This is a genomic window from Psychrobacillus sp. PGGUH221, assembly GCF_042055255.1.
Taxonomy (GTDB): domain Bacteria; phylum Bacillota; class Bacilli; order Bacillales_A; family Planococcaceae; genus Psychrobacillus.
Map to the genome: position 1 here is coordinate 85,691 of NZ_JAQMHQ010000002.1, position 13,909 is coordinate 99,599.

The window sequence follows — 13,909 nt, forward strand, 5'->3', positions numbered from 1 at the left end:
ATGAAAGAATTATTCCCTCTTAAACAAGTAATGGGCTTTGCATTCTCATTAGTTCTTACAGCAGTGGCACTATTAGTGTATTTTACTGATATGTCCTACTCAATTGGTATGACTGTTCTTCTCCTTACGGCATTTATACAAGCTGGTCTTCAGCTGGTAGTATTTATGCACGCAGGTGAGACCAACGATAAAAATTCTATTTATGTAAATATATATTATGGTTTAATCCTTGCTATATTAACCATACTAGGCACCTTGCTGACGTTGGTTTGGGATATGTAAACAGAAAAAAGAGAGCGTCATTTTAGACGCTCTCTTTTCTATATTCTTTAGAGTTTAATACCATTTCTTCCGAAGCAACTAGAATCATCCCTATTAGAAAAATAAAGACTGCTCCCATTACTATTCCAATACCTACACCCATAACAGTACTATATTCGCTTATTAATGATCCATATAAAAAGGTAGCTATTCCTACACTTAACAAAATTGCACCTACAAATTTTGTAGCATGTAACATTTTCACATATGATTCCATTTAAAACACCCCTCTTACTCTATATTATTCAACGTGTTCACAAATTTGTCAAATACTTTTTGTCAATTATATGAACAATCGGTAATAAAAAAGAACTGCTACAAAAATGTCACTTGTAGTAGTTCTTTATCCTATTATCTATTAGATAAATCCTCGCCAAAAATAGATACACTTTGTCTTTCGGTGATAAATTCGCTTCCATTCCAGCTTAATACATTTTGAACATACCCTAATGCATCCGCATGATATCTTCCCGCGATTCTTTGAAATGCAGTAAGCTCGTAAGTTCCGTCTCTAGCGAAATCGATTGGATATAAACCACTCACGGGATCTACCCAACCCTCAATCGGCTCTTTTAATGCTCCATTTTCGTTATAGATCTCCGATAAATATTCTTCCCCCTTATAAGTTAAATCCAATGTATATTTCTTCAAAGGATAACTACTAGTTACAGTCGCTTTAAATTGATTTTGATAGTTAACCTCATATTTTGACTGTTCGTTATATTCTTCTACATCAAACACTTGACGCATGTTCCCTTCCATATAAGAAAAAATATAAGCGTAAATCGTACCACCACTTCCACCTGTATCTATGACAATCAAAATGTCATATACCTGGTTTCCAGTAAAATCTCCGAGAAATAAGGTAGGATTATAGCCAGCATTTTGCTTTAGTGAAATTCTCTCTACTATATTGTCTTTTCCATATAGAATATTTAACGTAATGTTTTGCCAAAACGGGCTATCTTCTCTCTTCTCACCCGTAAGGTAGATGGTATCCATAATACCATCACCTGTCACATCTCCTCTAGTATGTGTAATAATACCTTGACCGTTAGATTTATTATCTTGTAAGAGTCTAAGAATCTGTTGTTTTTTATCTAGCAACATATCTCTTGAAGGGTATGGGGAGCGAAAGGACAAATCTTTATCAATGGAAGCTAAACTTTGTTCCAAATCACCAGCTTTCTTCTGTGCATCAGCCAAATAGTACCAGTAATAGGAGAAATCATTCGTTTGTAATAATCTCTTGTAGTAGTCCCCCACTTTTTTAAAGTAATAAGGATAGACATCCTTTGCTCGTACTAGTCCACTATCGGTGAATCGATATACTTCTACTTTATAGGCTTCTCCAGTATCATGAGTCCAAACCGCCATTTCATATTGACCATCCTCTCCATAAGTACCTGGCATATCTTCTACTTCCAACTTACTATATACAAGATCCTCAGTAGATAGCTGTACAAATCCACTATTTGTCCATTGCAACAGATCTAATTGAGACCATATACTACCTATTTGCCAACCTACTATCAATGTATTGATCCAACTATCTGTTATTGGCGCTGCCATTAAATTTGCTATGCCATAACCATTACCTTGAATATGAATTAATGGAAGCCATTGTTCATGATTGTTCTTTAATATTAAGAGATAGTTTTGTTCTTCATGTCTATATGCGCCAATTAATTCTTCCAAACGATCTCCATCGATATCTGCTAGAATTACAGCCGGTATATCTTGGGGTTCCGGTAACTCTAGAATCTCTGCATTTAGAGGCAAAAAGTTCTTAAACACATTTACATAATAATTCATCGCACACCCCTTTCAACACATCATATGCGGAGTAATGAAAGGACTACACTAGTTTTTTATAGGAGTTTTATTTTCAACAAAGAGGGTCATTTTTCCAACTAAAAGCTCTTTTATTCCATCTAAAGTTTTTATTTTTCAACTAACTATAAAACTAAAAAATGCCAAAGAGGATTTTTATCCTCTTCGGCATTCAATAGAATCGTTTATTCCGCCATCTTTTCAGCAGGTGTTTCCGTTTCAGCAGGCGCATCCACAGGAGTCTCTGCAGGTGTCTCAACTGATGGTTGAGCTGAAGGCGCTGCTACATTGATGTATAATTTACCCGCTGCTCTTTCGCGTGTTTCGTTTTCGAAGCTGTCAACAGCTTTTACTTCGATAACTGCTCCGTTGGCAACAGTATCTGCTGGTACTGTCCAGTATCCGACATAGTGACCATTAGATTGTTCCATCATTGGTAATTCCGTAGCGTTTTGAACATCTCCAACATTTGTTAGTGGCATATGGATGACAAATGTTGTCTTCAATCCTGGCTCACTATCAAATTCAATTTTAACGCTTTTACCTGTTGTCAATTGAAGGTCTTGTGCAGGTTTTAAGTTCTCAATGACAGGTGCATCGTATTGTGCAGTTACTGTCACTTTTTTGGAAGTTTTATTTTTAGCTTTATCTTGAGCGATGACTGTAATTTCATTCGCACCGTTCTCAAGAAGTATACGTTTTGAATATTTTCCATTAACAACTTGTGCAGTTTGACCGTTAACCTTTACGAAGTCAAGGTTTGCGTCTGTAACGGTACCTTCGACAGTTACCGATTCACGATTAGTTTTATCACCATCTTTTGGGCTTGTTATAGTCATTTCAGGTTTTATTGTATCTAAAATCACTGTAACTGGTTCAGATTCACCTGTAGTTCTGCCATCTAACACTGAAACCACTTTGAACTCATTAGCACCTTCCGTAAGTGTCGCAGGGATTGCAAATTTACCGTCATTGCCTACAATAACAGATCCAGAATCTTTACCGTTTTGTTTCAACTCTATAGTAGCAGTCGGTGATGCAGTCCCCTCAACAGTCAACGCTTCTTGACTTGTTGTCAAATTAGCAGCAGGAGATGTGATGACTGGCGCGCTTACTTCATAGCTTACTCGAGCACGAATCATATAGTTACCTTCAGCAGTTGGTGATGGAGACCAAGCACCAGAAACTCCTTGATAACTTCTTCCTGCATTTGTTCCATTTTCATCTGTTGCTAAACCTGGTGTATTTGGGTTTGCAAAAGTTTGGCGGTATACCATGAAGAAGTCGCCATTTACGACAATGTTGTGTTCAGTTAAATTCACAACTGTCCATTCACCGTTACGTAAAGCTGTTGCATCTATCGGGCCTGCAAGCATCTTACCTGGTGCACCATCTGCACCTGTAGCATCCCAAACTTCAACAGCAAATGCAGTTCCACCAGGGACTGGCCATTCAGTGTCCCAGAATCGGAATACGCCATCTGTCACGATACCGTTTTCTTTGCCTTCAGGTAGAGACATTTTTACCGCCCATGCATTTCCTGCTGCATTAAAAGCACGAGCATTTTCAGCTGAACCGTCATCATAACCTATTTCTCCACCAGGATACGTGTAGAATGGCTCTAGTGCAATATTTTGCGTAATTGCTTCATCACCAATAGTAATGGAAACTTCTTGGCTATGGTAGCCTCGAGCAACTACTTTTAATGTGTAATCACCTTCGTATGCTGTAAGTGAATAGTTACCCGATGCATCCGTTTCCACAGGGGTGATGTTTGCATCTTCCACAAGTAAAATTGTTGCTCCTGCAACACCTTCACCTGTCGATTGGTCCGTAATTGTACCACTTACTGTATTTTGTGCTACTTCATCTAAAGTGAAATTAGCAGTTGTTGTACCATCAGCTTCAATCGTTACAGATTGTTCTTCTGAGGTGAATCCATAAGCTTCCGCTTTTACGGTGAACGTTCCTGCACCATGTGTTAATGAATAAGAACCATCAGCTGGATTTGAATAAACCGAGCGTCCTGATTCTAGTACACTAACTTGAGCACCTAATGGTAGAAGGGTAGGATTAACAATTGTTTCTTCTACTGGTGGTGCTTCTTTTACAGGTAATACAGGTCTGATTGTCTTTGGATCAACCGCTTCTTTTAATGCATCTTTGTCTTTATCCTTGTTATTTCCGTTATTTGTATTTCCATTATTTCCGTTATTTCCGATTGTTCCTTTATTTCCTTTTGATACTTTTCCAGTTTGTGAGATATTAGCTAAAGATACATCATCGATATACCAGCCATCTCTTTGAACGCTTCCATCAGAGAATGCATTAAATCCAATGTAAATACGTTGACCAGCATAAGCAGACAGATCAACCTCTGCACTTACCCATCCATTCGATTGACCTTGAACCATTAGTAATTGCGTCCAGTTTTCTTGGTCAGTCGAAACAAATACATGTCCATAATCCCAAGCTCTTCCTGAGGAAGATTGCTCAAAATTGTGCCAATGTTTGAACTGCAAGTATGAGTTTCCTTCTGGCAGGTCAATTGGAGGTGCAACAAGTGTCGCGTTCATGCGATTCGCGTATAATCCAGCTAAGTTTGTTGCATATACCTTTTCACCTGATGCAGCATTACCTGGTCCGGATGTAGGCACGCCCCATTCCCAACTGTTTTGTTCTCCAAATGAATACCAACCCGTTGGCTGTCCTTCAAAGTCTTCAAAGTATCCAACCGTAATTCCAGGTTTCACTTGAACAACATATTCTTCACTGCTTACTTCATTATTACCAAAATCGTTTACAATCCATTTGTACGTAAATGAGTTACCTGTGATTAATTCACCAGGAACTACTACACCGAACTCGCCAGCTTTATAATCACCAGATTTGCGACCAGCTTCAATTACTTGCCAAGCTCCATCTGCATCTTTATAGTTTAGAATAACTGAAGCAACGCTAATGTTATCATTAACATCTATCAACAATTCTAAATCCATTCCCGCATACGTCTCGCTTGGAGCTGTATGTTCAAATGTTGGTGCTTCATTGTCATCACCTTGTTGGGTTACTTGTCCTTTTAATGTTCCTAATCCAGTAATAATCGAGGATACTGCTTCATAAGCATCCACTAACCCATATCCATATGCATGGTTAGGAACTGCTGGATATTGAGCATCTGTCAAAGGATTAGCTGTATTAAGCAAAATTTCCTCCATTTCATCAACCGTCAAATTCGCATTTACTTGTCGAAGAAGTGCCGCTACACCAGATACCGCTGGACCTGACATAGATGTCCCATTCCAACCACCTTCATAGCCACCACCCGGTACGGATGAACGGATATTTACACCTGGTGCTGAGATATCTGGTTTAATCTCCGCATAAGGCGAAGGACCACGTAGTGAGAAGCTACCCACTTTGTTATTGATATCAGTTGCACCCGTCGCAAATGATTCAGGATAGTTTGCTGGTGCTGCAACCGATCCTGCACCACCTGGATTTGAAAGCGTTGTGTTACCTGCAGAGAATTCAGGGAAAATTTCTGCTGCACGCCAGTTAATAACTACGTCACGGTACCATTCATCAAGACCAGGACCGCCACCCCAAGAGTTATTAACAATGTCCGGAGCCATATCAACACGTGCGTTTCCAGCTGCATCAGTTGGTGCTAAAATCCATTGTGCCGCCTCTAACAAGTCGACATCAGTACCACCAGCTGCTGAGAAAGCTTTTACTGCAATATATTTTGCTCCCGGAGCTACACCAATTTGGTTTGCACCATTTGGTTCACTACCAACCATTGTTCCTGTTACGTGCGTCCCATGGTCAATATCATCATATGGAGTAGCTCGTCCAGCTGTTGCATCAAACCAGTTATAGTCATGTGAGACTTGTCCAGTTGCTGCATTGTAACCACGATATTTTTGTTTTAAAGCTGGGTGATCCCACTGAACTCCTGTATCGATACTTGCTACTACCGTTCCTGAACCATCAATGCCCATCGCCCAAACATCTGGCGCTTTCACACGCTCAATGTTCCACTCGATATTTGCAGTTTCTGCTTTAGGAACGACCGCATTTTCTGTTTTTGTTGTAAACAGTTGACGAGTTTCATTTGGTAATATTTTTTCTACTTCTGCGAAAGTTGCTATCTTTTCAGCTACTTCCTGTGTCGCAGTAACTGCCATCCCATTTACGATGTAGTAGGAGGTAAGATCTTCGGCATTTCCTTTCGCTATTTCTTGTTCTAAAAATTGTTTAACCGTTTGTTGAGACTCAATAGACGTTGCCTTTAACTCAGATACAACTGCCGAGCGTTGAATAAGCTTTGTATTATGAGCTGATAGGTTTGCTTCATCTGCATTTTTTCTTGCTTCTTCAGCCACTTGAAGAGAGTCAGATTTTTCCTTGAATTTAATCAGGAATGTAACCTTCTCATCGTTTTTAAAGTTTTCAAGCAGACGGCTATTCAATTTGTCTTTCACAGAAATGTTATTAGAGCTTGAATCTCTGAACGATTGATGAAGCTTACTAGTTGTTTCTGCGCTTACAACATTTGGTGCTACTAGCGAAAACGTCATGAGTAAAGATGCTACAACACTAAGAGCTTTGACTGAACTACTTTTCTTCCTCAACTTCATTCCTCCTTTGAATTTTACAAAAATTAAATTAACGTCCGCTGCTCGCCCTTGTTTAAAAAAGACTAAATAAAAAACACCTTTACCTCCTTTCCTAAGTTACTTAGGCAAACAGAATCAATGGTGTCGTTCGTGAATCTCTTGTTGTTAAGTATCACTATATTTGAAATGAAGTGTGAAATTTGTCGTACTTTGTCGTTATTTTTCAGAATTTTCGGAAATAATAACTATTTACTATTTTACACTAAATTCTCAATAGTTCTATTTATCTATGAAAAATTAATATTAGTTTAATAGAGCATTGGTATCATTGGCATTAAAGAGAATATCAAATTTTTATCATAACTACAATTTTTGGTTATTTTTTCTAAAAATACTTCATTCATCCTATTTAATCATTGTAGTCATATTGACTACTAATTTTATTAATCATTATTTAGTTCTTTTTATCCGTATTTCTAATTTATGTTTAGAATGAATTAGTAATTATAGAACATACACTTAAAAATCTGCTAATATTCATATATTGGATAGTAATGGATCGTTTTATTAGGTTATTTTTTCCAAAATTATTATAGTTATTAATGTAGTCTTAATTAACTGTTCGATAATAGGCCAATACTAATATAAGGAGGTTTCACGAATGCAAAAGCTTGAGTTTGAAGCATCATGGGATAAGTCCTTATCCAGTAAGGATCGAAAAGAAATCGAAGAAATTTTCCTCCAAACATACAAAACGGAGTCTCAAGATATTCTTCTAACACCAATTTGGCAAGCAGTGAATCATAAGAGTGAATTATTGATTACTGTACTTGTACATAATTTTTCTGAAGAAGAGATTACTTTTTATAATAAAAAATTAGCTTATATGGAAAATGAAAATTTTCTTGCTGAGCATACTTTTACACTACAAACATTGAAAATTAAACCCAAAGTTAGTATGCCATGGACTTTCATATTTCCCGTTGAGAGCCTAAAGAATTATGCTACATTTCAAAACGGTCATTTAGTCATTATTAATAATTAGTCCATATTTGATATACATCTTTTACTCCTATTGAACCAAGTTAAAGAGGTATGAAAAATTTTAAAGGAGGTTACTTTATGAGTGAAAATCGCAGGGGCGCTAGCAACAATAAAGGTTCTATGGCAAAAAATCCAAGTAGTAAGAAAGAAGAGATATCTCTAGAATTAGCTGAACTCGGAAACTTAAAACCAAAGCATGAACCAATGACCCCAAATCAACGTGAAAAAAGCGAGAGAGAAAAATCATACTAACTACAACATGCAAAGCAGTCCTATAAGAATGGGCTGCTTTGTGTTATGTAGAAAGAGCTAAACTTTGTGTATAATACTTCTTAACATGTGTTTGAAACAAAGGCGGGTGCGTATGGATCCAAATGAAAAACATAAGGATGATTGGAAAGAGGAAGAGCTAAGCGAAGAAGAGTTTCTCGAACTTGTATTAGAGGCACAGAGGGAAGCACTTCAGAAAGAAGCTCTTGAAAAAAAGAGTAATAGACCAAAGAGACCTTTTCCAAAATGGGTATTCTATTTGATGGCTTCTATTCTGTTTGTCAGTACATTTGCATCAATCTTTCAAATTTACTCTATTCCAGCTATTGAATTTATTAAAACGTCTGCAAAATTGTCTGCTCAGGAAGAGATAGCAGTTTATAAAAAGTCTGTCGTAGTCATCTTAACAGATGATAGCAAAGGAACCGGCTTTTCTATATCAAGCGATGGTATGATTTTGACTAACTATCATGTTGTGGAAGGTAATGAAACTGTAACAGTTGGTTTTCCTGATGACAGGCGTTTTCGTGCTAAAGTAATAGATACATATCCTTCTGTCGATCTTGCTGTATTAGATATTAAGGAGGAGGATCTTCCATTTTTGGAGCTTGCGGAGAGAACTACTTTTGAAGCTGATGAATCTATATACTTTATTGGTAATCCACTAGGTTTTACTGGTATTGCAAATGAAGGAACAATTATTGATTATACTCAGTTAAGTGATTGGGACGTACCTGTAGTCATGATGAAAGCACCAGTTTATCGAGGGAATAGCGGAAGCCCTGTTTTGAATAAAGATGGTAAAGTAATTGGGGTTATTTTCGCCACATTAGATCATGATGAACATGGCAGGGTCGGATTATTTGTGCCTATAGATGAGTATCTTAATACAAAATAATACAAAGAGACCCCTTAGTGCAGGAAACTAAAGGGTCTCGGTTGTGTGAGAATTGGTCTCGATTTTTGAAATTTGGTCTCGGTTACCGGAAAACTTGTCTCGCTTACATTTACATTCGTCTCTTTCTGCCACTTAATGTAAAATACTATTCTAAATAAGTTTTCCGCCAATCCAAGCGTTCTTTCTCATTCAGTTGGTTTTCGAGTTTTTCATCCCACCGCTCTAATAATGTATTCCATACTCGTGCATATATGATGTCTTGTTTTTTATCATACAAAATAAATTCTATACAAGGAATATCATCGATATATAAATCCGTCGATGAGACAATTTCAGATAGTACCGTCTGAACGTCTCCTTCTCCTGATTCAGCACCGTTTATACGGAGTGCATTTATCAATGTCTCATCCTCAAAAGACAATTCTTCATCCAGATATCCTTCTTTTACATATCTATAAACTTCTAATTCTTCTTCACCCGTTGCTTCCTTAAGTTCACCTTCCAAGAATGCCTCATGAGAAGGGCTATATAGTATATTGTTAGTCTCAGGCTTCTGTTCCTCTTCAAATATGCCATTTGCTAATTGTTGGTTTCCTTTATCTGTAAGCCTATATCCGCTCTCTATCTTCTCTAGCAGAAGTGTTCTTTGCATTAAATCAATTAAATCCTGTATAAAAAGTTGCTCTACAAGTAATAATTCACTTAATTCTTCCGCATTTATCTTTGTAGTCTTTTGAAAAGCAATGAGCATCATCTTCATAAGCACGTCCATTTTTGTTCGCTTCACACATATAAATTCAGCCTCAATCGAATGAACTGGTATGCTCCACATAGATGAATGCATAATTTTGACGTTCAAATTCTGTTGCAGTTCTCTTTTTAATCGGTTTTCCAACTCACGCATTTTCTAGAACTCCTATTACATTTCCTTTTATATCTTTTAGTCCATCTTTATTTTTTACAACCTCTAGCAAGCCACTGTACATTTCTCTAGCATCTTTTCTTTTAGCACGTTGAGTGAACATTTCAGTACTTCCTACTAGAACTAGTAATTCCCTAGCTCTAGAAAGGGCTACATTCAAACGTCTATAATCATTCGCAAACCCTATATCGGCATTATTATCTTTGTTATTACGTACCATACTTAAAATGATAACATCCATTTCCATCCCTTGAAATTTATCTACCGTCCCTGTTCGGAAAGTCAAATTTTTAAAGTTTGTCTCTTGTTGAATTAATCGATCAATTCTTTTCACTTGCTCTCCATAAAAACTAATTACCCCGATACTCTTTCTTTCATCTAAGCCCATTCTTCCTTCACTTTTCGCAGACTCTGTAGCTTTGTCTAAATCCATCAAAACGTCACGTATAGTATTCAATTCGCCTTGGTTAAAACGACTTTTTCCGTCCTTTACTTTTTCTTCAAAGTAGGATCTTTCGTTAGGTATATCCATCCAAATTAAATGATCACTTCTTTTAACGTAGTGTGAATCTAGTAAATGATCACGTACTGTATCAGAATCGACTAATCCACATTGCAATCGATAATTCTCCTCTGCGTAAAAGGGAGTAATCGTATCCATAATGCTTTCGTGCATGCGATACTGAATGGCAAGCATCGTTTTATTACTCTTAGGTAGATTTTTAAATAGTCTTTCGAATAAAGACTCCTTCAAGAGTTTCTTCAGTTCGTCCTTTTCCTCAAAACTATCACTTTCTTCTAGAATCGCCTTTAAAGTCTCATCCAGCGTATCTTCCCCAACAAGTGGAGGTAACTGATGATGATCTCCAACTAAAATTATTTTTTTACCTTTTAGCATTGGTAATAACAATTCTGGAGGTGTAGCTTTTGATACTTCATCGATTATCACAACATCAAAGACAGGATAGTTGTCTATAAACTCTTTTCTTGCGGAAGCTACACAAGTTGTTCCAATTACATTTGCATGTCTGACATAAAGCTTTCGAATTTCATCTAAATCATGGTCATTTGCTTCACTTAGTAGAGAAAACCATTCGTTTTGAAGTTCCTGTGTAATAGGTAAACGTTCTTTTTCACGTGTTAAAGAGAGCTTCTTTTCAGATAGTTTTTCAATTTCAACTACCACTAGCTCGCGCTCTTCCTCTAAATTTTGCCTTAATAATTCATCTAAAGCTTTAAGCTTTCTTTCCTGTTCTAATCCTTCGGAATTAATTCGTTTACCTTCTATCTCTGTTTCTAATAGAGTCTCTTTATAGGACTCCAATTGATCGGAGCTAACCCGCTCTTCATTCTTTTTAAGTTCTAGTCGATTTAAATACTGTTTTAAAGTTTCTTCTGTTTTCTTTAAGTCATTAAATAAAAATTCTTTTTGTTGTAGTTCTTCTTCTAGTTTTTGTGGTGACTGTATATTTTCTACATCTCCAAGTTTTATTTTAATATTTTTACTTTTGTCCATTAATAAATTTAACTTTTCGCTATTAGCTGTACCATTGTTTTTTAATTCATATATATCTCGTTCTGCTTGAATGATTGCTCTTTTAAGTTGCTCTTCCAATTCTAATTTAATCGTTTGAAAACGTTTAGTTGAGTCTGATTTTGAGTTGTTTAAAATTGTTCCTTGCTTCCAAACAAATTTTTTCCTTACGTTCAATCCTTCCCAATACACTTTTAGCTTCTCTAAATCGATTTCTCCTGACGTAAGCATTCGTTTCATGATATCTATGAATTGATGAATTTCTTTTACTGAGTAAGATGAATCAAAAAACACTCCGCTACTACCTACATTTTGTAATGATATATTGTTTTTTTTGAATATACTCTCTATGTAAACAATAGCTGATTGTAACCTGTTGTTTAGTTCTTCCCAGTCTTCAAATGACTGTATTTTTTCTATTAATTTGTCCAATTCTTCTATTTGCTTCTCTAACATAGAAAGTGGTGTAAACTCATAGTGTTTTATCAAACTCTTTAACTGTTCGAATTTACGCGTAGAAGGTATCTCCGTCAAAAACTGTTTGAAACTGTCTATTTTAAGCTGCCGCATTTTAAACTTTTGTCTTGTGTCATTTACTAATTTTTCGGCTTCACTAACTTCTTGCATTATTTGCTGATAATAAAGCTGATTTTTAATAATCTCTAATTCAGCTTCTAAAAGTTTTAGTTTTTCTTTTAATTGTTCACCAGATGGATTTGCATGAATAAATTCTTCCATCTTGGTAATTTCCATCTGCAGTCCTTGTAGCGTTTTTTCTAAAGTGGTTTTAGTTTTTTCTAATTCTTCTTGTTCTTTCTTTAAAAGTATCAAACTTCTTTTAAGCCCTTTTATCTCTTCCATTATTGACGTATGCTCAATCTTGGCATTTTCTTTTTGTGTTATCTTTTCTTTTAATAAAACCAATTGAGTTTGAAGAGAATCAATTTGTTGTTCAAGGGTAGTAATTTCACTTGATAATTGTTCTTTTTTTACGGGATGAGAGTTTAACTCTCTTTGTAGTGCACTAAGTGTCTGGTCTTTCCAATATTGCCCTACATTTTCCTCTATGAACTTCTTACCTTCTTCTTCAATGCTTTCAGTACGGCCGAAGCGCAAAATACGAATGTCTTTATTTGAGAGTAATCTACTAAGTGCGTTATCAACAGCTAAATTGGACTGAGAAGCAACTAAAGTTCTGAGTCCCGCCTTTGCATTTTGTTGACAGATTTCGGAAATAACGGTGGTCTTTCCTGTTCCTGGTGGACCTTGTATTACATATAAATCTTTCGCTGACATAGCACCTGTAACAGCTTCTTGTTGAAACTCATTCAATTGATTATGAAATTTCAGTTTCTCTGTCTTATTTGTAATACGTATAGCGGGTCTATCTTCAAATAATATTTTTTCAAGATTAGCATTTGCTGCAAGCCCGTTTTGTAAATCTTCAAATCCTTTGCGAAGTCTTCTAATTTGGCTCAGTGTAGCAAAATTACTAAATACAGCTTCTTTTGCTTTGGGGTTCAATTGATTTCTTCTTGCCATATCTCTGATCTTTGGCTTTAAATCAATTTCTATCGTTTTCTTAGAACGATCGACCTTCAAAACGTCACCAATATCATATTGATATCCCTTCAACGCAACGCTAAGACCTTTTATTTTATTCCACTCATTTCCGTTTAAGGTAGTACCAATGAGTGTCATTCTAGAAAAATCTTCATTTAACATTATTTTAGAAAATTCTGTAGTAATATCTGCAATATCAGCATTTCGTTCTTGTATTTTTAAATATCCTTCCCAACTTGTAATTCGTTTTTTTACATATTCTGATCTTTCCTCAGCAATAGGCAATTCACGAATTTTAGTGTGGAGTTGAATTGGTAGGCCCGCTCCATTATTTCGAGCTGTAACAAACTTCAAATTTACAGCTAAACGGCGATTTGTTCTGACTCTAGTTTTCTCTCCTCTTACATGAAAACCAGTAGCTAGAAACCCATCATTCTGAAGTACACATTCCATTACAGCAACCTTACCATTTAACTTATCTGATAGAATTCTATTCATTTCATTATCAAAGTAAAGAGAAAGCGACGTGTTTCCATGAGAATTGACCGGTCTCTTCTCCATATATATAGCAAACGATTCCTGCATTTTAAAAAAGGCATGTTCATCTGTAGACCATTCTAGAATACCTTTACGTGCATTATTCGTCACAATAAGATTGCTTCGGAACGTTTCTATTCTAGTTAATTCCTTCTCCATGCACATGCCTCCTTACAAATTAATCAACCTATCTATGTTAGCACTTTTTGAGCAAATCTTGAATGGAGAAGGTTGGATTTTAATTTTCATCATTAAGTTTTTGTTAAAATTGAATATTTTGTGAACTTTTATTTGATATTTTTTTAATAGTTTCATATTATTAAATTACAGTTTAGGACAGAATTTTCCAAAAACTGATTCGGAAT

9 protein-coding genes are annotated in these 13,909 nt (G+C 36.1%); 4 read left to right on the top strand and 5 right to left on the bottom strand.

Going from position 1 to position 13,909, the window contains the following annotated elements:
• Positions 1-282 (top strand): cytochrome aa3 quinol oxidase subunit IV, encoded by a 282-nt coding sequence (gene qoxD, locus PGC35_RS04395; RefSeq protein WP_053590800.1) that lies wholly within the window; start codon positions 1-3, stop codon positions 280-282.
• Between the two features lie 22 nt (positions 283-304).
• On the opposite strand, the gene PGC35_RS04400 is transcribed toward qoxD, so the two are convergent.
• From PGC35_RS04400 to PGC35_RS04410, 3 genes are all read right to left on the bottom strand, one after another.
• Complete coding sequence (locus tag PGC35_RS04400; protein WP_375218325.1) at positions 305-538, bottom strand: hypothetical protein; 234 nt, start codon at positions 536-538, stop codon at positions 305-307.
• Positions 539-672: 134 nt separating this feature from the next.
• Positions 673-2,136, bottom strand: a complete 1,464-nt coding sequence (locus PGC35_RS04405) for a hypothetical protein (protein WP_375218326.1) — start codon at positions 2,134-2,136, stop codon at positions 673-675.
• Between the two features lie 203 nt (positions 2,137-2,339).
• Positions 2,340-6,797 (bottom strand): S8 family serine peptidase, encoded by a 4,458-nt coding sequence (locus PGC35_RS04410; RefSeq protein WP_375218327.1) that lies wholly within the window; start codon positions 6,795-6,797, stop codon positions 2,340-2,342.
• 640 nt (positions 6,798-7,437) lie between these two features.
• Here PGC35_RS04410 and PGC35_RS04415 point away from each other — a divergent pair.
• From PGC35_RS04415 to PGC35_RS04425, 3 genes are all read left to right on the top strand, one after another.
• Positions 7,438-7,821, top strand: a complete 384-nt coding sequence (locus PGC35_RS04415; protein WP_375218328.1) for an SLAP domain-containing protein — start codon at positions 7,438-7,440, stop codon at positions 7,819-7,821.
• A gap of 77 nt (positions 7,822-7,898) precedes the next feature.
• Complete coding sequence (locus PGC35_RS04420) at positions 7,899-8,072, top strand: hypothetical protein (RefSeq protein ID WP_172794311.1); 174 nt, start codon at positions 7,899-7,901, stop codon at positions 8,070-8,072.
• Between the two features lie 112 nt (positions 8,073-8,184).
• Positions 8,185-8,988 carry a S1C family serine protease gene (locus PGC35_RS04425; RefSeq protein ID WP_375218329.1) on the top strand — a complete coding sequence of 268 codons (804 nt, stop codon included), beginning with the start codon at positions 8,185-8,187 and terminating at the stop codon, positions 8,986-8,988.
• Positions 8,989-9,133: 145 nt separating this feature from the next.
• Here PGC35_RS04425 and PGC35_RS04430 read toward each other — a convergent pair whose 3' ends face one another.
• Together PGC35_RS04430 and PGC35_RS04435 are read right to left on the bottom strand one after the other, a co-directional pair.
• A complete protein-coding gene (locus PGC35_RS04430) occupies positions 9,134-9,892 on the bottom strand; it encodes a hypothetical protein (RefSeq protein ID WP_056828642.1) in 759 nt (252 codons plus the stop codon).
• Positions 9,885-13,703: an AAA domain-containing protein gene (locus PGC35_RS04435; protein ID WP_375218330.1), complete on the bottom strand. Its 3,819-nt coding sequence runs from the start codon at positions 13,701-13,703 to the stop codon at positions 9,885-9,887. Before PGC35_RS04435 ends, PGC35_RS04430 begins: the two co-directional genes overlap by 8 nt.
• Positions 13,704-13,909 lie beyond the last annotated feature (206 nt).

Bases quoted from the DNA above. Each gene is read 5' to 3' on its own strand.
- PGC35_RS04435 (WP_375218330.1), bottom strand. From the start codon at position 13,703: ATGGAGAAGGAATTAACTAGAATAGAAACGTTCCGAAGCAATCTTATT.
- PGC35_RS04400 (WP_375218325.1), bottom strand. From the start codon at position 538: ATGGAATCATATGTGAAAATGTTACATGCTACAAAATTTGTAGGTGCA.
- PGC35_RS04425 (WP_375218329.1), top strand. From the start codon at position 8,185: ATGGATCCAAATGAAAAACATAAGGATGATTGGAAAGAGGAAGAGCTA.
- PGC35_RS04410 (WP_375218327.1), bottom strand. From the start codon at position 6,797: ATGAAGTTGAGGAAGAAAAGTAGTTCAGTCAAAGCTCTTAGTGTTGTA.
- PGC35_RS04430 (WP_056828642.1), bottom strand. From the start codon at position 9,892: ATGCGTGAGTTGGAAAACCGATTAAAAAGAGAACTGCAACAGAATTTG.
- PGC35_RS04405 (WP_375218326.1), bottom strand. From the start codon at position 2,136: ATGAATTATTATGTAAATGTGTTTAAGAACTTTTTGCCTCTAAATGCA.
- PGC35_RS04415 (WP_375218328.1), top strand. From the start codon at position 7,438: ATGCAAAAGCTTGAGTTTGAAGCATCATGGGATAAGTCCTTATCCAGT.
- PGC35_RS04420 (WP_172794311.1), top strand. From the start codon at position 7,899: ATGAGTGAAAATCGCAGGGGCGCTAGCAACAATAAAGGTTCTATGGCA.
- qoxD (WP_053590800.1), top strand. From the start codon at position 1: ATGAAAGAATTATTCCCTCTTAAACAAGTAATGGGCTTTGCATTCTCA.